General features: G+C 64.4%; 14 protein-coding genes. 10 read left to right on the top strand and 4 right to left on the bottom strand.

The features are described 5' to 3' along the window. Positions 1-74 precede the first annotated feature (74 nt). Complete coding sequence (gene pckA / locus ACLI1C_RS02010) at positions 75-1,667, top strand: phosphoenolpyruvate carboxykinase (ATP) (protein WP_411395183.1); 1,593 nt, start codon at positions 75-77, stop codon at positions 1,665-1,667. A gap of 109 nt (positions 1,668-1,776) precedes the next feature. Here the strand turns inward: pckA and ACLI1C_RS02005 are convergent, their stop codons facing one another. The 3 genes from ACLI1C_RS02005 to ACLI1C_RS01995 all read right to left on the bottom strand — a co-directional run bounded on the left by ACLI1C_RS02005 (position 1,777) and on the right by ACLI1C_RS01995 (position 4,605). Beyond that, positions 1,777-1,980 (bottom strand): hypothetical protein, encoded by a 204-nt coding sequence (locus ACLI1C_RS02005; protein WP_411395182.1) that lies wholly within the window; start codon positions 1,978-1,980, stop codon positions 1,777-1,779. A 548-nt stretch (positions 1,981-2,528) separates the two neighbouring features. Beyond that, positions 2,529-3,353: a cell wall hydrolase gene (locus tag ACLI1C_RS02000; RefSeq protein WP_411395181.1), complete on the bottom strand. Its 825-nt coding sequence runs from the start codon at positions 3,351-3,353 to the stop codon at positions 2,529-2,531. Positions 3,354-3,921: 568 nt separating this feature from the next. Continuing rightward, positions 3,922-4,605, bottom strand: coding sequence for an HAD family hydrolase (locus ACLI1C_RS01995; RefSeq protein WP_411395180.1), 684 nt, complete (start codon positions 4,603-4,605; stop codon positions 3,922-3,924). Positions 4,606-4,756: 151 nt separating this feature from the next. Between ACLI1C_RS01995 and ACLI1C_RS01990 the strand changes: the two genes are divergently transcribed. Then, positions 4,757-6,166 (top strand): protein adenylyltransferase SelO, encoded by a 1,410-nt coding sequence (locus ACLI1C_RS01990; RefSeq protein WP_411395179.1) that lies wholly within the window; start codon positions 4,757-4,759, stop codon positions 6,164-6,166. 11 nt (positions 6,167-6,177) lie between these two features. Further along, a complete protein-coding gene (locus ACLI1C_RS01985) occupies positions 6,178-6,732 on the top strand; it encodes a gamma carbonic anhydrase family protein (RefSeq protein WP_411395178.1) in 555 nt (184 codons plus the stop codon). Here the strand turns inward: ACLI1C_RS01985 and ACLI1C_RS01980 are convergent. Further along, positions 6,729-8,141 (bottom strand): helix-turn-helix domain-containing protein, encoded by a 1,413-nt coding sequence (locus ACLI1C_RS01980; RefSeq protein ID WP_411395177.1) that lies wholly within the window; start codon positions 8,139-8,141, stop codon positions 6,729-6,731. The genes ACLI1C_RS01985 and ACLI1C_RS01980 overlap by 4 nt on opposite strands. Positions 8,142-8,262: 121 nt before the next feature. Between ACLI1C_RS01980 and ACLI1C_RS01975 the strand changes: the two genes are divergently transcribed. From ACLI1C_RS01975 to ACLI1C_RS01945, 7 genes are all read left to right on the top strand, one after another. After that, positions 8,263-9,795, top strand: coding sequence for an acyl-CoA carboxylase subunit beta (locus tag ACLI1C_RS01975; protein ID WP_411395176.1), 1,533 nt, complete (start codon positions 8,263-8,265; stop codon positions 9,793-9,795). A gap of 10 nt (positions 9,796-9,805) precedes the next feature. After that, the gene (locus ACLI1C_RS01970) at positions 9,806-10,684 is read left to right on the top strand and encodes a hypothetical protein (RefSeq protein WP_411395175.1); all 879 of its coding nucleotides are present in this window, start codon (positions 9,806-9,808) and stop codon (positions 10,682-10,684) included. Beyond that, positions 10,681-12,696 carry an acetyl-CoA carboxylase biotin carboxylase subunit gene (locus ACLI1C_RS01965; RefSeq protein WP_411395174.1) on the top strand — a complete coding sequence of 672 codons (2,016 nt, stop codon included), beginning with the start codon at positions 10,681-10,683 and terminating at the stop codon, positions 12,694-12,696. The genes ACLI1C_RS01970 and ACLI1C_RS01965 overlap by 4 nt, the downstream gene beginning before the upstream one ends. Further along, complete coding sequence (scpA, locus tag ACLI1C_RS01960) at positions 12,696-14,816, top strand: methylmalonyl-CoA mutase (protein ID WP_411395173.1); 2,121 nt, start codon at positions 12,696-12,698, stop codon at positions 14,814-14,816. Before ACLI1C_RS01965 ends, scpA begins: the two co-directional genes overlap by 1 nt. After that, positions 14,813-15,217: a methylmalonyl-CoA epimerase gene (gene mce, locus ACLI1C_RS01955; RefSeq protein ID WP_411395172.1), complete on the top strand. Its 405-nt coding sequence runs from the start codon at positions 14,813-14,815 to the stop codon at positions 15,215-15,217. The genes scpA and mce overlap by 4 nt, the downstream gene beginning before the upstream one ends. A gap of 2 nt (positions 15,218-15,219) precedes the next feature. Then, on the top strand, positions 15,220-16,008 hold the full coding sequence (locus ACLI1C_RS01950) for a DeoR/GlpR family DNA-binding transcription regulator (RefSeq protein ID WP_411395170.1): 789 nt from the start codon (positions 15,220-15,222) through the stop codon (positions 16,006-16,008). A 100-nt stretch (positions 16,009-16,108) separates the two neighbouring features. Continuing rightward, positions 16,109-18,772 (top strand): EAL domain-containing protein, encoded by a 2,664-nt coding sequence (locus ACLI1C_RS01945; protein ID WP_411395169.1) that lies wholly within the window; start codon positions 16,109-16,111, stop codon positions 18,770-18,772. Positions 18,773-18,785: the final 13 nt, after the last annotated feature.

Raw genomic sequence — 18,785 nt, 5'->3', positions numbered from 1 at the left:
GTAGCACACCTTGACCCCGTATTTTCAGCTTCATGCAGGCGGCGACCTTGCCGCGAGCGACGGAGCGAGACGAGATGACCCTGTTCGACCACGAAGCGCTGAGGAGCACGATTGCCGCCCGGGCCGGCTCGGTGTCGCTCAACGATATCGCGCCAGTGCTGGTTGCACGCTCGCTTCAGGGTGAGGAATCCGAGCTGACCGCCGATGGCGCCGTCTCGGTGCGCACCGGCGCCTTTACCGGCCGCTCGCCCAAGGACAAGTTCATCGTGCGCGACGGACTGACCGATACCACCGTGTGGTGGGACAATTCGGGCGCCATGAGCCCGGCCCAGTTTGACCTGCTGCTGGCCGACGCCATCGCTGCCATGGGCGGGCATGGCCTGTTCCGGCAGGACCTCCTGGCTGGCGCCGATCCACGCCACCAATATGGCGTCACCGTGCTGACCCCCAGCGCCTGGCATGCCCTGTTCATCCGCAACCTGCTGATCCGCCCCGGCGAAATGGTCGAAACCGGCAGCAATCCGACCCCGGTCACCATTGTGCATGTGCCCCATTTCAGGGCCGATCCGGCCCGCCATGGCAGCCGCACCGATACGGTGATCGCACTCGATATGAGCCGCAATGTGGTGATCATTGCCGGCACGTCCTATGCTGGCGAGATCAAGAAGAGCGTGTTCTCGCTGTTCAATTTCCATGCGCCGCGCCAGGGCGTGCTGCCCATGCATTGCTCGGCCAATCTGGGCAAGGATGGCGAAGCCGCGCTGTTCTTCGGCCTCTCGGGGACCGGCAAGACCACGCTGTCCAATGACCCCAACCGCCCGCTGATCGGCGACGACGAGCATGGCTGGAGCGCGGACGGCGTCTTCAACCTCGAGGGCGGCTGCTACGCCAAGACCATCAATCTCAATCCCAAGGCGGAGCCGGAAATCTTCGCGGCGACCAGGCGTTTTGCCACGGTGCTGGAAAATGTCGTGCTCGACGACGCCAAGGTGCCGGTGTTCGATGACGTGTCGCTGACCGAAAATACCCGCGCCGCCTATCCCATCCATGTGCTGCCGGCCATTGCCAAGGGCAGCGTGGGCGGCACGCCCAAGACGGTGGTGTTCCTCACCGCCGATGCTTTCGGCGTGCTGCCGCCCGTGGCCCGGCTGACGCCAGAACAGGCGGTCTACCATTTCCTCTCGGGCTATACCGCCAAGGTGGCCGGCACCGAGCGGGGTGTCACCGAACCGCAGGCGACCTTCTCGGCCTGCTTTGGCGCCCCCTTCATGCCGCTGCACCCCACCGTCTATGGCGACATGCTGGCCGAAAAGCTCACCAGCAGCGGCGCCACGGCCTGGCTGATCAATACCGGCTGGACCGGCGGCGGCTATGGCACTGGCAAGCGCATCGACATCGCCTCCACCCGGCGCCTGTTGACCGCGGCGCTCGATGGCAGCCTCGACAATGCGGCCATGCGCACCGACGACCTGTTCGGCTTCGAAGTCCCGCTGGCCGTACCCGGCGTCGAAGCCAGGCTTTTGACTCCGCGCCTCACCTGGGCCGATGCCCAGGCCTATGACCGGCAGGCTTTGCATCTGGCCGGCCTGTTCCGCGCCAATTTCGAGAAGTTCGGCGACGCCGCCAATGCCGCCCCAGGACCGCGCCTGGCCCAGGCAGCCGAGTAACAGTCTCCTCCCGAGACGAGACGGGGCGCCCTTGCCGGGCGCCCCTTTTTATGGACGAAGCTGCTCCCGGCACGACGTCGCGCCGGTGCCGCTGCGTCGAATGCTAATCCTACTGGTTGGCGAGGAGCGCTCCGCCGGCGCCACCGGCCGCTGCGCCAACGACGGCCCCGCCGTAGCCACCGACCGCTCCGCCAACAACGGCGCCGGCCGCGCCGCCCAGGGCCGCGCCGCTCATGGTTCGCTGGGTCGTGGTGCAGCCGGCAAGGGAAAGCGCGGCAACCACGACCAGCGCCACAGAAGCAGATTTCTTCATTCTATGTCCTCCAAGGAATCAACCCGCGCATTTCAGTCTGTGCTTCGCGGCAAAAGAAGGGCTTCCCCGACGCCCCAGGCCTCGCACTCCCTCCCCTTGAGGGATGGATCAAGGGGGAGGGGCTAAGGCACCACTCCTCTTCATGCCCCACTCACCCCGGATTTGCTTGAGAGTGCAGCGATCGTCCTCCACTTATCCCCCTCTCCAGAACCTGTGGCACAATCCTCCCCATCACTCCGCATGGGCGGCCTGCAGGCGAACAGTGGCGGGGTGAGCCGGGCGCGGGCTTTGCCTCTCGCGCAGGTTCGAGACCTGGCCGCAGCATGGCGAGCGATCATGCTGCGCGAGAACCGGGACTGTTCCAAAAACCGGCACCCCGAGGCGGCTACCGTCTCGTTTTTAAATTTCCAGAGGCGGCATCCGCCTCGGGGTCCGCTCGTATCCTAGCAACCGCGCGGCGTCAGGCCAGGGCGGTGTCGAGCCGTGGCCGCAAGAAGGCAAGGCGCCGCGCTCGAAGGGCGGGGGCGTATCACGATGCGAGGGGAGCCCTAGTTGGGCGAGTAGAAGATATGCGAGCCGATCTGGGCGACGGCATTGTAGGTGTTCGACCAGGAGGGACGCACTGCGGTCGTGTGATAGTAGAGGGCCGAACCGGGCACGGCGCCGACCTGTTCGCCCAGGGCGAACTCGGCATAGACCTGCTGCGCCAGCTGGGAAGAGCGCGCCCAGGCGCGGCGTTCGCCCGGCGCATCGGCGCGGCCGTCGCAGGCGAAGGTGAACTGGCAGCGATAGCGGCCCTTGTCGGCATTCTGGTAGATGACGCCGCACAGGGTCGAGGGGAACTTGCTGGAGCGGGCGCGGTTGACGATGACATTGGCCACCGCAAGCTGGCCCGCGGCGCTTTCGCCACGCGCCTCGTGATAGATGGCCTGGGCCAGGCAATCGCGTTCCGCATTGGCATGGTCGAGGCGCTTGGAGAGCGGCTGGTAGCTGGTCTCGACATAGGCGGCGAGCGCCGAGGGATTGAGCGCCGGCTGCGGCCGCGCTGCGGGGCTGGTGAAGCTGGCAATGGCCGAGACGGCGCTGTTGCCGCCCAGCGAGCCGCGGGCGATGTAGCCCAGCAGCACGTCGGAGGTCAGCTCGCCGGGATCCTGTCCGAAGACATTGGCGGCGCGCAGGGCCTTCTGGCGTTCGACATAGTTGGTGAGCAGGGCGGCGGTCAGCGGCTGCTGGCCGGGCGCCAGCGGCGTCATGGTCGGGCCGATGGCGGGCTGGGCCCGCACGGCGACCAGCTCGGCCGGCACCTGCAGCGGCGTCACATCGGCGGTGCGAATGGCCTGGGCATGGGCAGGGGCGAGGGTGATGAACAGCACGAGCGCAACCGCGCACAAGGCAAGAGCACGCAAGAGCGTACGCGCTGCAATATCCTGCCAGGTCTGCCCCAATGCGTCGTCCTTGCCCCTGAGCCCGTCCGGCCGTTTCCGGCGAGCCTTCTATTCGGATCTGTTGCCAGACCCCCGTCACTTCCCGGCGGGCACCCTATCCAAGGAAGCGGGCCGATGGAAGTCGAAATTTACCACTGCTTAACCATAGCAGTTAGCATCTTAAAGTACGGTTAACCGAGCCGGCGCCGGATGAAAACCCAGGAACCAGAAGGACTTGGCTAGTGGTGAAAAGGGGCTTGAGGCAGTCGGTAAAAGTTTACGCATTCCCGGCCGGGCCAGTGCGTTTTGCAGTGGACATGTTGCGGAGCGGAAACAGGGGAGAGGGATGCCGGGAGTAAGAACCCCGATCGGGGCCAACTACCCCCACCCTTCGTCCTTCCCCACAAGCGGGACGGAGACGATGAGTACGGGCCTCTGCCCTGGTGCCTCCCTCCCCTTGTTTGGGAGGGACCGAGGGTGGGGTGATGGACGCTACCGAGTTCGACGTCGGTCGGCGTCAGTCCTTGTCGAAGGCAGCCAGGCGGACGTGGTCGAGGCTTTCCATCACCGCAATGCCCAGGGCACGGATTTCTTCGCTGGGATGAACTAGGTCGGGCACCATCACGGTCTGCATGCCGGCCGCATGGGCGGCATGGACGCCGGCATGGCTGTCCTCGAGCGCCAGGCAATGCAGCGGGTCGACACCCAGGCGTCGCGCCGCCGTCAGATAGGGTTCCGGATGCGGCTTGGGATTGACCACATCGTCGCGCGTCACGATGGTCTCGAACAGGTCGAGCAGACCGGCCGCACCCAGATGGTACTGGGCATGGGGATTGCGCGACGAGGTGGCGACGGCGGTAGGGATATTGCGCTCGCGCAGCTCGGTGACCAGTTCGCGGGCGCCGGGCTTGACCGGCACGCCGGCATGGCTGCGCTCGCGCATGATCACCCGGCAGCGCTCGTCAAACAGCGAATAGGGGAAGCTGACGCCATAGGCCTCGATCAGCAGCTGATTGGTGCGCTCGTGGCTGCCGCCCACCATGGACATATGCACGGCATCGGTCATCTCGAAGCCGAGATCGGTACAGACCTCGAAGACGATGGTCCGGAACACGCTCTCGGTATCGAGCAGCGTGCCGTCCATATCGAAGATGACGGCCTGGAAGGGCGCGAGGCGCAGGATATCGCTCTGGGGTTTCATCCCGCTCGATATAGGGCGATTTGTTCGCGCTTGCTAGGCAGGCGGGCGAAGGGCTGGGTTGCAGCGCGGCAGTTTTGTGACGTGCTGGCGCAACGCATCCGTTTTCTCGCGTGCTGGCGCAACGCGGGCGCTGTGCTAGCGTTGCGCCGAGATGTCCCAGTTCAGACCCGCCCAGAATCACCTGTCGCTGGGCGACGCCTTCTTCGATCGCGTCGCACCCGCCGATTTTCCCCAGACCATCCTGCGCCACCGCGACCAGCGCTGGGCGCAGCGCATGGGCCTGGGCGATCTCACCCAAGCGCAGTGGCTCGCCCATTTCGGCCGCTTCGAGCCCCTGCCCGGTTCGTTGCCGCAGCCGCTGGCGCTGCGTTATCACGGCCATCAGTTCCGCAGCTACAATGCCGATCTGGGCGATGGTCGCGGCTTCCTCTTCGCCCAGGGGCACGACCTGGTCGATGGGCGGCTGCTCGATTTCGGCACCAAGGGCTCGGGCAAGACGCCCTGGTCGCGCGGCGGCGATGGCCGGCTCACCCTCAAGGGCGGGGTGCGCGAGGTGCTGGCCACCGAAATGCTGGAGGCGCTGGGAGTCTACACCTCCAAGAGCTTCTCGCTGGTCGAAACCGGCGAAGCGCTCTATCGCGGCGACGAGCCCTCCCCGACCCGTTCGGCGGTGCTGGTCCGGCTCAATCACAGCCATATCCGCATCGGCACCTTCCAGCGCCTCGCCTATCTCGAGGATGCGGAAAGCCTCGCCACACTGCTCGACTACGCTGTCGCCCAATACTATCCAGAACTGGCCGACGCGGCCGACAAGCCTGCCGCCTTCCTCGAAGCGGTGGTGGGCAAGGTGGCGAAACTCGGCGCGCAATGGATCGCCGCCGGCTTCGTGCACGGGGTGCTCAATACGGACAATATCAACATCACCGGCGAGAGCTTCGACTACGGCCCCTGGCGATTCCTGCCCGCCTACGACCCCGATTTCACCGCCGCCTATTTCGACGAGACCGGCCTCTACAGCTTCGGCCGCCAGCCCGACACCCTGGCCTGGAACCTCACGCGCCTGGCGGAAAGCCTCTTGCCCCTCTCCAGCATCGAGGCCCTGGAGCCGGCCCTCAACACCGTGTGGCCCATCTTCCGCGCCGAGCTGCCCCGGCAGATGCTGCGCCGGCTCGGGCTCAAGCCGCGCGATACCGAGACCGATGGCGCCTTCGTCACCGATCTGTTCGGCTTCCTCTCGGCCAGCAAGGCGCCCTATGAGCAGTTCTTCTTCGACTGGCGCGGCGGTGCGCTCAGCGCCGAGCGGGCAGCGCGCAGCCCCTCGGCCAGCCTCTACGCCACCGAGGCCTTCCGCCCCGTCGCCGCCGGCCTCGAGCACTATGGCCCGGCCGACGACGTCAATCTCGGCCATGCCTATTTCGCCCGCGCCACGCCGCGCACCATGCTGATCGAAGACATGGAAGCCATCTGGGCGCCCATCGCCGAAGCCGATGACTGGCGCTTGTTCGAAAGTACGCTGGCGGACATTGCCGAGATGCGCGATGCCTATGGCATCAAGCCCTGAGGAGAACACCCATGCCCATCTATAGCCTCGACGGCGTCGCACCGCAGATCAGTCCGGATGTCGGCTGGATCGCGCCGGACGCGGTGCTGACCGGCGATATCGTCGTCGGCGCCGATGTCGGCATCTGGTTCGGCGTGGTCGCCCGCGGCGATATCGAGCGCATCAGCATCGGGGCGCGCAGCAATGTGCAGGACAATTGCGTGCTGCATACCGACAGCCAGCACCCGCTGGTGATCGGGGAAAACTGCACTATCGGTCACGCGGCAATCGTCCATGGCTGCACCATTGGCGACAATACGCTGATCGGCATGGGTGCCACCGTGCTCAACGGCGCCGTGATCGGGAAGAACTGCCTGATCGGTGCCAATGCCCTGATCACCGAAAACAAGGTCATCCCCGACAATTCCATGGTCGTCGGGGCCCCCGGCAAGGTGATCCGCCAGATCGACGATGCCGGCGTCCAGGCCCTCACGGCCTCGGCCGAGCGCTATGTGCGCAATGCCCGGCGCTATGCCTCGGGGCTGGTCGAGGTCACGGCCGGTCCCGGCAGCTTCGAGCCGGCCTAGCCGATCTCGTAAGGCACGATACTCCGGCGGTCCGTGGGCACGCTGATGCTGGCGGCGAGCGGGGGCACCGAGCGCTGCGGGCAATTGCGTCGCTCACAGATGCGGCAGGAAATCCCGATCGGATCGAACTGTGCCCGCGCCAGGTCGACATCGGCGCCATAGACGGTGCGGCTGGCATGGCTCATCTCGCAGCCCAGCGCATAGGCATAGCGGCGCGTCGTGCCGTGATAGCCGCCCGAGCGCTTCTCGGACGACCAGGCGAGGCACAGATAGCGGTTGCCATCTGGCGTCTCGGCCAGTTGCCGGATGATCTCCCCCCGCGCCTCGAAGGCGCGATGCACGTTCCATAGCGGGCAGGCGCCGCCGAAGCGGGCAAATTGCAGCGCCGTCGCCGAATGGCGCTTGGTAATGGTCCCCGCCGCATCCACCCGGGCAAAGAAGAATGGCACGCCCCGCTCGCGCGGTCGCTGCATGGTCGAGAGGCGGTGGGCGATCTGCTCGAGACTGGCGCCAAAGACATGGGCCAGTTCCTCAATGTCGTAGCGATAAGCCTCGGCCGCCTTGAGAAAGGCGCCATAGGGCATGTGCAGGGCGCCGGCGAAATAGTTGGTCAGCCCCATGCGGGCAATGGCGCGCGCCTCCTCGGTCTTGAAGCTGGCGGCGTCGAGCAGCTGGTTGAGCAAGGTCGCCTGTTCGAGCCCGCCCAGCATGGCGGCGATCTGGAAGAACTGGGTCGACTGCTCCAGCCGGCTATTGACCCAGAGGTCGCGATTGGCGCGATCGAACTGCACCATGGCGTCGCCCGTGGCCGGCGGGGTCAGCACGACGCGGATATTGTGGGTCTCGGCACAATAGACAATCAGCCGCCGCAGCCGGTCGGGGCCGAATTCGCCCAGCTCGCTTGCCAATGCCTCGGCAGCCCGGTCGAGCGGGTCGATATAGTTGTCGGCATAGTGGAAGAAGTCCCGCACCTCCTCGTAGGCCGTCTGCAGGCCCGATTGCGGGTCCCGCGTCAGCGCGGCGTCGACGCTGGCCAGCCGCTCGTTGGATTTGCGATAGCTCTCATAGAGCCGCAGCATGGCCCGCGCCATATCCGGCGCATTGGAGGCGACGGTCTTGAGTTCCTGCAGGTTGGGGGCGCTTTCGCCAAAGACCGGGTCGGCCAGTGCCTCGCGCAGGTCGGCGACCAGCCGGTCGCTGGCATCGGTCATCAGCTCGGACAGGTCGAGGTTGAAGCCATCGGCCAGGGCCAGCATCACCGAGGCGGTCAGCGGGCGCTGGTTGGATTCGAGCTGGTTGATATAGGAGGCCGAGATATCGAGCCGCGCCGCCAGCTCGCCCTGGGTCAGCTTGTGCTGGGTTCGCAGCGCCCGCAACCGGGCCCCGGCAAAGACCTTGCGCGCCGCCATCTTCACAACTCCACAACATCACAAGATCGATCTTGTGTGATTGTAACAGCTCCGCGCTTTGCTGTCTTGGGCCCGGCGCCACATCGGCGTAAGGTGCGGGCCACAGTCCGGGAGACCGCCCATGCAAGAGATCATCGCCGCACTCGAAGACAAGCGCGCCCAGGCGCGGCTGGGCGGCGGGCAGCGGCGGATCGATACGCAACATGGCAAGGGCAAGCTGACGGCGCGCGAGCGGCTCGACGTGCTGCTCGATCCCGGCTCGTTCGAGGAATACGACATGTTCGTCACCCATCGGGCGACGGATTTCGACATGGCCGAAACCATCATCCCGGGTGATGGCGTGGTCACCGGCTGGGGCACGATCGAGGGGCGCCTGGTCTATGTGTTCAGCCAGGATTTTACCGTCTTCGGCGGCTCGCTCAGCGAAACCCATGCCAAGAAGATCTGCAAGATCATGGACCTGGCGCTGCAGAATGGCGCGCCGGTGATCGGGCTCAACGACTCGGGCGGCGCCCGCATCCAGGAAGGCGTCGCCTCGCTCGGCGGCTATGCCGACGTGTTCTGGCGCAATGTGCAGGCCAGCGGGGCCGTGCCGCAGATTTCGGTCATCATGGGCCCCTGCGCCGGGGGTGCGGTCTATTCCCCTGCGATGACCGACTTCATCTACATGGTCAAGGATACGAGCTACATGTTCGTCACCGGGCCGGATGTGGTCAAGACCGTCACCAACGAAACCGTTACCCAGGAAGAACTGGGCGGCGCCTCGACACACACGAAGATCTCCTCGGTCGCCGATGCGGCCTTCGAAAACGACATTGAAACCCTGCTCGAAGTGCGGCGCCTCTTTGCCTACCTGCCGCTCGCTGCCGGGCAGAAGCCGCCGCGCCAGCCAACTCATGATCCGGTCGATCGCCGCGACATGAGTCTCGACACCATCATCCCCGACAGCGCCAACAAGCCCTATGACATGCGCGAGGTGATCGAGAAGGTGGCCGACGAGGGCGACTTCCTCGAAATCCAGAAGGACCATGCCGGCAATATCCTGTGCGGCTTCATCCGGCTTGATGGCGAGAGCGTCGGCGTCGTCGCCAACCAGCCGCTGGTGCTGGCTGGCTGCCTCGACATCAATGCAAGCAAGAAGGCCGCCCGCTTCATCCGCTTCTGCGACAGCTTCGAAATTCCCATCCTGACCTTTGTCGACGTGCCCGGCTTCCTGCCCGGCGTGGCGCAGGAATATGGCGGCATCATCAAGCATGGCGCCAAGCTCCTCTTCGCCTATGCCGAAGCCACCGTGCCGCTTGTCACCGTCATCACCCGCAAGGCCTATGGCGGGGCCTATGACGTGATGGCATCCAAGCACATCAAGGCCGACGTCAACTACGCCTGGCCCTCAGCCGAAATCGCCGTGATGGGCGCCAAGGGCGCCACGGAAATCCTCTATCGCTCGGAACTGGGCGACAAGGCCAAGATCGCCCAGCGCACCGCAGAATACGAAGCCCGCTTCGCCAACCCCTTCGTCGCCGCCGAACGCGGCTTCATCGACGACGTGATCATGCCGCATGGCACAAGACGGCGGGTGATCCGGGCGTTTGCGACACTGCGGCACAAGCAGTCGAGCATGCCGAAGAAGAAGCACGATAATATTCCGCTGTGAGGGGGTGAGGATGGATAACAACGAAAATAAAGTGGTCCTTACAGACGCTGCCGAAGAAATGGCCAACCTTTGGCGAACACTGTTTGAGATAACGGGGCAGGACAACAAGCCAACCTACTCCGTTCTCGCAACTTGGTGTGGCGTGGACACGAAGTCATCCGACTTGGCAAGAATTTTAGGTACCGTTGCTCGGCGTATTGGTGAACTTAAGGAGTTGGTTGAATCTAGTGATCATCCCTTGCTGGCGCCAACCTATCGTGAAGATCTCTTGACTGGTCTATCGAAAATGGCCCTCCCCCTTCTGCCATCGACAATGAACCAAGAGTGGAGAACCAACAAAGCGAAGATTCACCCGTCAGAAGTGAGCTTGGTTAATTCGTTTGGTCATATTGCGCGCGCCTATCGACCGTTGAAGGTCATCGGCGACAGTGAGAGGGAACAGCTTCTGGAGCAAAGCCAGGCAATCCTGGAAGAAATTGATGCTTCCGAAGAGATTGCTCCTTGGGCCAGACACCTAGTCCGGTCGGGTCTAGTCGACCTGATATTCACCTTGCGACATCTTCCACAGCTAGGCCACGGTGTTGCCGCTCTCGAGATCGAGACATTTTACCACAAGGCAGCGCAGGTAGAACGGCGGTCCAATTCAGAAGGGGAAGGAGTCGCATCGAAGATGGGGCACTCCTCGATCTTGAAGGCGGTCAATGTCGCGATGTTCGCGCTAAACCTCGTCGCGGTCCCACCTCAGGCTGAGGAGTATGCTGGCTGGTACGCGAGTAAACTATCTAGCGTCTTTTCGACTAGTATCCCGGCGTCCCCGACGCATCGGGCACCGGACAGTCCGCTGATGCTTCCGAAGCGCCCCGAGGATGACCGCGAGCTAATGGAATGATCACCAAACTCCTCATCGCCAATCGCGGCGAAATTGCCTGCCGGGTCATCAAGACGGCGCGCCGAATGGGCATTGCCACCGTCGCGGTCTATGCCGATGCCGACCGGGAAGCCCTGCATGTCCGCATGGCGGACGAGGCCGTGCATATCGGGCCGTCGCCGGCCAAGGACTCCTACCTCCAGATCGACAAGATCATCGCTGCCTGCCGACAGACTGGCGCGCAGGCGGTGCATCCGGGCTATGGCTTCCTGTCGGAAAACCCCAAATTCGCCGAAGCGCTGGAGGCCGCGGGCATCATCTTCGTTGGTCCGCCGGTCAAGGCCATCGAGGCCATGGGCGACAAGATCACCAGCAAGAAGCTGGCGGCCGCGGCGGGCGTCTCGACAGTGCCCGGCCATATGGGGCTGATTGCCGATGCCGACGAGGCCGTGACCATTGCACAGCTGATCGGCTATCCGGTGATGATCAAGGCTTCGGCCGGTGGCGGCGGCAAGGGCATGCGGATCGCCTGGAATGATGGCGAGGCGCGCGAGGGTTTCGAGCGCTCCAAGTCCGAGGCCGCCTCGTCCTTTGGCGATGATCGCATCTTCATCGAAAAATTCGTTACCGAGCCGCGCCATATCGAGATCCAGCTGATCGGCGATAGCCATGGCAATGTGCTCTATCTCAACGAGCGCGAATGCTCGATCCAGCGTCGCAACCAGAAGGTCATCGAGGAGGCGCCTTCGCCCTTCCTCGACGAGGCCACCCGCCGGGCCATGGGCGAGCAGTCGGTCGCACTGGCCAAGGCGGTTGGCTATACCAGCGCCGGCACGGTTGAGTTCATCGTCGATGCCGAGCGCAATTTCTATTTCCTCGAGATGAACACGCGCCTGCAGGTCGAGCATCCGGTGACCGAGCTGATCACCGGGCTTGATCTGGTCGAGCTCATGCTGCGCGTCGCAAATGGCGAAAGGCTGCCGCTGACGCAGGATCAGGTGCAGCGCAAGGGCTGGGCCGTGGAAAGCCGGCTCTATGCCGAGGACCCCTATCGCAGCTTCCTGCCCTCCACAGGCCGTCTGGTGCGCTATCGTCCACCGGCCGAAAGCGCCTCCGAGACGCTCGCCGTGCGCAATGATACCGGCGTCTTCGAAGGTGGCGAGATTTCCACCTTCTACGATCCGATGATCGCCAAGCTCTGCACCTGGGCGCCGACCCGGCTGGAGGCCATCGACGCCATGGCGGTGGCGCTGGACAGCTTCGAGGTCGAGGGCGTGGGCAACAACCTGCCCTTCCTCTCCACGGTCATGGATCAGGAGCGGTTCCGCGACGGCCGCCTCACCACGGGCTATATCGCCGAGGAATTTCCCGAGGGCTTTCATGGCGCCAGCCTGCCGCGCGGCAGGCTGATCGAGGTCGCGGCCGCCGCGGCGATGATGCGGTTGACGCAGGAGGACCGCAAGGGACTCGTGCGTCACTCGGCCATGGGCACGGCCATCGAGGCCTATGGCGAATGGGTGGTGGTGATCGGGGGCGAGCAGATCCCGGTCAGGCTGCACCGGCTCGACCCGTCCGGCAGCTGGGAGCTCAACCTCTTCGATACGGCGCTCACCGCCAGCAGCTTCACATGGCTCCCCGGCGGCACGCTGGCCACGATTGACTGGTCGACCGGCGAGACCGCGGTGCTCAAGGCCAATGCGACGACGTCGGGCTTCCGCATCCGCTATCGCGGCGCCGACCTCAAGGTCATGGTCCTGCGCCCGCATGTGGCGGCCCTGCTCAGGCACATGCCGATCAAGGTCCCGCCCGACATGAGCAAATACCTGCTCTGCCCCATGCCGGGCCAGGTCGTGCGCATCGATGTCGCCGAGGGTGATATCGTCGAAGATGGGCAGACCCTGGCCATTGTTGAGGCGATGAAGATGGAAAATGTGCTCAAGGCCGAAAAGCGGGCGCGGGTCAGCAAGGTCCATGCGGTGCCGGGTGCCGTGCTGGCCGTGGATCAGGTGATCCTCGAATTCGAGGCGGTGTGATGAGCGACAAAGCCAACTTCGCCCAATGGGCCGCGCTGGCCCAGAAGGAACTCAGGGACACCCCTGTCGCCGCGCTCGACCGCGACTATGGCGGCATCACCGTCAAGCCGGTCTATTTCGGCGAAAACTCCGAAATCCCCGGCCAGGAGCCATTCACCCGCGGGGTGCGCGCCACCATGTATGCCAACCGGCCCTGGACCATCCGCCAGTATGCCGGCTTCTCGACGGCGCGCGAGTCCAACGCCTTCTACCGGCAGGCCCTGGAAAAGGGCCAGAAGGGGCTCTCGGTCGCCTTCGATCTCGCCACCCATCGCGGCTATGACAGCGACCATCCGCGCGTCATCGGCGATGTCGGCAAGGCGGGCGTCGCCATCGACACGGTGGAAGACATGAAGATCCTGTTCGACGGCATTCCGCTCGATCAGATGAGCGTGTCGATGACGATGAATGGCGCGGTGATCCCGGTGCTGGCCATGTTCATCGTCGCCGCCGAGGAGCAGGGCGTGCCCCAGGCCAAGCTCGAGGGGACCGTGCAGAACGACATCCTCAAGGAGTTCATGGTCCGCAACACCTATATCTATCCGCCCGAACCCTCGATGCGGATCGTCGGCGATATCATCGCGCATACGGCGCGGCACATGCCCAAGTTCAATTCGATCTCGATCTCGGGCTACCACATGCACGAGGCCGGGGCGACCGCGGTGCAGGAGCTGGCCTATACGCTTGCGGACGGCATGGAATATGTCCGCGCGGCCCAGGCGCGCGGCCTCGATATCGACGCCTTTGCCGGACGGCTGAGCTTCTTTTTCGGCATCGGCATGAACTTCTTCCTCGAAGTCAGCAAGCTCCGTGCCGCGCGGCAGCTGTGGAGCGAGATCATGACCGGGCTGGGGGCGAAGGACCCCCGCAGCAAGATGCTGCGCACCCATTGCCAGACGTCGGGCGTATCGCTGACCGAGCAGGACCCGCACAACAACATCGTGCGCACCACCATCGAGGCGCTGGCCGCGACGCTGGGCGGCACGCAATCGCTGCATACCAACAGCTTCGACGAAGCCATCGCGCTGCCGACCGAATTTTCCAGCCGCATTGCCCGCAATACCCAGCTCATCCTGCAGCATGAAAGCCGCATCACCGACGTCGTCGATCCGCTGGGCGGCTCCTATTATGTCGAGGCACTGACGGCGGAGCTGGTCACTGGCGCCAAGGCGCTGATCGGCGAAGTCGAGGCGATGAACGGAATGACATTAGCCGTTCAGACTGGTGTTCCAAAGATGGCAATCGAGGAGGCCGCGGCCCGCCGCCAGGCCCGCGTCGACCGTGGCGAGGATGTCATTGTCGGGGTCAATCGCTACCGGCTTGACGTCGAAGACGCCATCGATGTGCGCGACATCGACAACGCCAAGGTGCGCCTCGAACAGATCGCGCAGCTGCAACGCGTCCGCGCCAGCCGCGACGAGGCCAAGTGCCAGTCGATGCTCTCGGCCCTGCGCGAATATGCAGCGAAGGATGAGGGCAATCTGCTCGAAGCGGCCATCGAAGCGGCCCGCGCCCGCGCTACTCTGGGCGAAATCTCGGCCGCGATGGAAGATGTCTTCGGCCGCCATGCAGCAATTACCCGCGTTATTTCAGGGGTTTATGCCGACGGCTATGGCGACGATCCGGAATTCGCGGCCATTGCCGGCCGCATTGCCGACTTCAAGGCCGCCAGGGGGCGTGCGCCGTCCATCTTCATCGCCAAGATGGGCCAGGACGGGCATGACCGCGGCGCCAAGGTCATCGCCTCGGCCTTCGCCGATCTCGGTTTTGCTGTCCATATGGGCGATCTGTTCGAGACGGCCCCGGAAGTGGCCGCGCATGTCGACGAGCTCAAGGTCGATGCGGTCGGGGTCTCCTCGCTGGCCGCCGGTCACAAGACCCTCGTACCCGAACTGATCGACGCACTCAGGGATCGCGACCTGGGTGAGGTCACCGTCATCGTCGGCGGCGTAATCCCCGAGCAGGACTACGAATTCCTGTTCGACGCCGGCGTTGCCGCGATCTTCGGGCCGGGGACCAATGTGCTCAGCGCGGCATATTCCGTGCTCAGCCAGATCGAGGGAAGGCTGAGCAATCGATGATCGGCCGCCTCAATCACATCGCCATCGCAGTCCCCGACCTTGCCGCGGCCTCGGCCAGGTATCGCGACCTGCTCGGCGCGCAAGTCGGACCACCGCAGGCGCTGCCTGAGCATGGCGTCACCGTCGTCTTCATCGATACCGGCAACAGCAAGGTCGAACTGCTGGAGCCGCTGGGCGCGGATTCGCCCATCGCCGCCTTCCTTGCCAGGAGCCCCGGCGGGGGGATGCACCATATCTGCTTTGAGGTCCCCGACATCAGGGCGGCCGCCGCCACGCTTGCTGCGGGGGGAGCGCGCATCCTCGGTGACGGAACGCCCCGGACCGGCGCCCATGGCAAGCCGGTGCTGTTTTTGCATCCGAAAGAATTCGATGGCACCCTGATCGAACTCGAAGAGGTTTGATCATGAGCGACGCTACCGTACGGCATCGGGCCATCCTGGAGCTGGCCCGCACGCATAACCGTGTCACCGTCGAACAGCTATCGGCGCATTTCGCTGTTTCGGTGCAGACCATCCGCAAGGATCTCAACACGCTTTGCGACCAGCGCCAGCTCAGCCGCGTGCATGGCGGCGCCACCCTGCCCTCTGGTGTCGAAAATCTCGAATACGAGGCCAGACGGCGCATCGCCGCCCAGGCCAAGGACGCGATCGGCAAGGCCGCCGCAGCCCTCATTCCCAATGACGCCTCGCTTTTCATCAATATCGGCACCACGACCGAAGCGGTGAGCCAGGCCCTGCTCGACCACGCGGGCCTGCTGGTTGTCACCAACAACATCAATGTCGCCAACCGCATGCGGGTCTATCCGCGCTTCGAGGTCGTGATTGCCGGTGGCGTGGTGCGCCCGTCCGATGGCGGTATTGTGGGCGAGGCCGCGGCCGGGTTCTTTTCCCAGTTCAAGGTGGACTATGCCATTATCGGCGCCTCGGCGCTGGACGAGGAGGGCGCCCTGCTCGACTACGATTTCCGCGAGGTGAAGGTGGCGCAGGCCATCATCGCCAATGCGCGCCATGTCATCCTGGTGGCCGACCAGGGCAAGTTCGCCCGATCCGCGCCGGTGCGGATTGCCCGCATCGACCAGATTGCCACCTTCGTAACCGACCATTGCCCTTCCGAGCGCTTCCGCGCGCAGTGTGCGACGGCCGGAGTCGTCCTGATCGAAACAGAAGAGCAAGGTGCGTTAGCGGGGCGCTAACCAAAGGGCGAGTTTGGCGATGGCGTAAGCCAAGCATAAACCCGGCCAGCGCATTATAGGCAGTCCGGTCATGCGACCGACAAGGCACTTGAGAGATCGCTTGAGCTCGAACGCCACACATCTGCAGGAGCATCGCCTGAGCTGGCTGCGGCCCACGCTGTTGCCGGCGCTGGTTGCGCTTATCGTGCTGGTGGCGGGCGGAGTAGCGCTCGATCGCCAGACCAATGTACTTGATGAGGAGCGCGCCCGCGCCGTCGTACTGGCCCAGGTCTCGCTGATCCGTGCCAAGCTCGAAGGCAATATCAACGGCAATATCCAGCTGGTGCGTGGGCTCGTCTCCACCATCTCCACCGAACCACGCATGGACCAGGATCGCTTTGCGGCCCTGGTCTCCAATCTCTTCGAGGAGCAGAGCCAACTGCGCCTGGTCGCGGGTGCCCCCGACCTTGTCGTCAGGATGACGTACCCCTTTGCCGGCAATGAACGCGCCATCGGCCTGGACTACCGGAAATCCCCGGCTCAGCGCGACGCAGTGCTCCGGGCCCGCGATACCGGAAAGCTGGTCCTGGCGGGCCCTGTCGACCTGGTGCAGGGCGGCCGCGGCTTTGTCGGGCGCTTTCCTGTCTTTGTCGATACACCGGCCGGCCGCACCTTCTGGGGTGTCGTATCCGCCGTGGTCGATGTGGAACGCCTCTATGCCGATAGTGGCCTGACCGACAGATCCCTGACGATCGACATCTCGATCACCGGCAAGGATGCGACCGGTGGCGACGGAACCCGGTTCTTCGGGCCAGATCTCACCGCCCAAAACCCCGTTACCGCCTCGGTGATCCTGCCGTCGGGCTCCTGGGAAATCGCCGCCATACCCAGGGGTGGCTGGACGGCTACGCCGGGGAGTTTCTGGCGGCGGGCCGCGATGGTCGCCGCAGTCGCATTGATCCTGCTGCCCATCGTCATCACCGGGCGACTGATGGGCGAACGGCAACAGCATTTCCGCGAACTGAAATCGCGGGAAGCCGAACTCGAGCGGCTGTCGCGCCGGCTGGGCCTGGCGCTGGACGTGTCCAAGGTCGGCGTCTGGGAAATGGACATGACAAACGGCCGGGAGACCTGGGACGACCGAACGAACGAACTTTACGGGCTGCCCAATGACGGCGGGTCCCGCAGCCACGATCACTGGAAGGCGGCCGTCCACCCCGACGACCAGGAAAAGGCGGAGAACGACTTCCGCCGGACGATTGCCAGCGGGCGCTATGAATCGATGTATCGCGTGCTGCTGCCGGACAATACGGTGCGGCATGTCCGGTCCGTGGGCGCGCTGTACCGTGAACCGGGCGTGCCGGACAAGGTTGTGGGCGTCAACTGGGACGTGACTGCCGATGTGGCGCTCAATGAAGACCTGCGCCGTGCAACCCAGCTGACCGAGGCCCGCAACCAGGAACTCGAAGCGGCCCGCATTCGCATCGAGCACAATGCCCTGCATGACAGCCTGACGGGCCTGCCCAACCGGCGCTATCTCGACGAGATGCTCAACCGCCATGCAGCCTCCGGTTACGAGGGAACCGGCAGCATAGCCCTGCTCCATATCGACCTGGACCGTTTCAAGCAGATCAATGACACGATGGGCCATGCAGCGGGCGACGCCATGCTGATCCACGCCAGCGGCGTCTTGCGCCGCAATTGCGGCGACACCGATTTCGTGGCGCGGATCGGCGGGGACGAATTCGTCGTGCTGACCACGGCCAGCGATGGAGACATCTATCTCGGCACGCTTGCCGAACGCATCGTGCGGGAGATGCGCCAGCCTGTCGTCTATGAAGGTCATCAATGCCGCTTCGGGGTCAGCATCGGCATCGCCGCAGATCGGCAGGCGGTGCTCGACGTTAAGCGGCTTCTGATCAATGCCGATATCGCGCTCTACCGGGCCAAGGCGCGCGGCCGCAATCGCTTCGAGTTCTTTTCCGAGACGCTGCAAGCCGAGGTGGTCCGCACCAAGCGGATCGCAGACGAGATTCTTGGCGGCCTCGAGCGCAGCGAATTTGTGGCCTGGTTCCAACCCCAGTTCGACGCCAAGACCCTCGACGTGGTCGGGGTCGAGGCGCTGGCGCGCTGGCAGCATCCGACCGAGGGCATCAAGACGCCCGACGCTTTCCTGCAGGTTGCCGAAGAACTCAATGTCGTGGCGACCGTCGACCGACTGATCCTGGAACAGTCGCTGGCCGCGCTCAGCCGCTGGGACGCCATGGGTCTGGGCGTGCCACGCGCATCGGTCAACGTTTCGCTGCGGCGCCTGAATGACGAGGACCTGATCAAGGGCCTGCGTGAACTCGATATCGAACCGGGCCGAATTTCGTTCGAACTGGTGGAGTCGATCTATCTCGATGAAGGCGATGCGATCGTCGGCTGGAATATCGACGAGATCAAGAAACTGGGCATCGATGTCGAGATCGACGATTTCGGCACCGGTTACGCGTCGATCGTTTCGCTGCAAAAACTGCGCCCGAAACGGCTCAAGATCGACCGGCAACTGGTCAATCCGATCCTGGTGGATCCGGCGCAGCGGCGCCTGCTGGCCTCGATTGTCGATATCGGCAAGTCGATGGGTATTGAAGTGGTGGCAGAGGGCGTCGAAACCATGGCGCATGCCGCGATCCTGCGCGACCTGGGCTGTGACATATTGCAGGGCTACGCCTTCTCCCGGCCGCTCAGCGCCGCGGACTTTGAAACATTCCTTGTCACCAAGGCCTGGCGCAAAGCGTCCTGACGCCCTTCTCAAA

The organism is Devosia sp. XGJD_8 (assembly GCF_046614475.1).
In the GTDB taxonomy this organism is placed as follows: Bacteria; Pseudomonadota; Alphaproteobacteria; order Rhizobiales; family Devosiaceae; genus Devosia.
This window is presented reverse-complemented; position numbering and strand designations above follow the sequence as displayed.